We start from the raw sequence: 1,137 nt of genomic DNA, 5'->3' as shown, positions 1-1,137 counted from the left end.
TAGTAGGAGTTGGCGAAGCCGCCGGGGTTACAGACGTTGAGCTCTCGCCGTACCGCTGTGTAGGTGTATCCAGACGGCACCGAGCAGGACCAGAAACCACTCGCCTGCGTGGCGGGCTCGGTGGATTGATCGGCGCCGTAGGCGGCCGCCGCAGGTGCGACGGCCAGGCCGGCGACCAGGAGGATCGCAGCGGCGATGAGTCGGGACATCGCCTGACGGATGCGGGGCATGGAACCTCCAGGTGCTACAGGGATTGGATTCATCCCCCGAAGCCTAAAAATGCTTTGTTAGCACCCGATGAATAAGTGAACCTCAATCAAATGATCGAGGCGACCCCTGCCGACCTAGTCGTAGCTTCCAGCCCGGAACCAACCGCAACGCTGGTCAAGCGGCGGCACGAGCGACACCCGTTGCCCTGCGGTAGCGGGCTCTGACCAGCGATGCCGTTGGGCTTCGGCGGATTACTACGGCTAGCACGGCAGCCGCCGTTCGGAATCATGGCTGGGGTTCGAGGTTGAGGCGGCGTGTGTAGTGGGCTCGTCGGGCTCGGGCCTGATGCCGTCGTCGCCAGCCTGACCAGTGCAAACGGTGGGTGAGGTCATTGGTCGGGCGGATGATGCAGGCGTTGATCAGGCGGCGGATCTCGTTGACCGTGAGTGTGATCAGGATCGCTTTCGAGTGTTCCAGGCGCTCGACGCGTGAGGCGAGAGCCGGGCTGCCGGTCAGTCGCAGTCGCACGTTCAGCAGGGTCAGCCATCTGTTGGCTTCGTCGACGACGGCCGGGCCGAACCGTCAGGGCCGGCCCGCAGGGTCGGGGCGGCGGGCGCCGGGGACACGATGGTGGTCGGGTACGCGAGGCGCCCGTCACGGCTGTCAGGGTGGTACGCCCCGACGGCGTCCACCGGATGCGCGCCCAAGTCGGGCGCGAACGGCGGCGCGCCCGACCGAGGCCGGGCGCGCCGTCAGGTGGCGCTGCTAGATGATGCTGTTGAAGCCGTTCCAGCCATGGCCGATCTCGCGGGAGTCCGGGGTGCTGTACGGGACTCCGTTGTCACGTTCGATGTTGTTCGGGTAGAGCCACAGGGTTCCGTCCGTCTTGCGGCCAACGAGGTCGGTGTAGCCGTCGCCGGTCACGTC

At 66.3% G+C, this 1,137-nt stretch carries 1 pseudogene; it reads right to left on the bottom strand.

Annotated features, from left to right (window positions below):
- Positions 1-230, bottom strand: a pseudogene (locus tag B116_RS25385) (hypothetical protein); the annotation flags it as partial.
- Positions 231-1,137: the final 907 nt, after the last annotated feature.

Source organism: Salinispora fenicalii, assembly GCF_000514815.1.
Lineage (GTDB): Bacteria > Actinomycetota > Actinomycetes > Mycobacteriales > Micromonosporaceae > Micromonospora > Micromonospora fenicalii.
The sequence above is the reverse complement of the archived record's forward strand: the minus strand, read 5'-3'. Positions and strand labels throughout refer to the sequence as shown.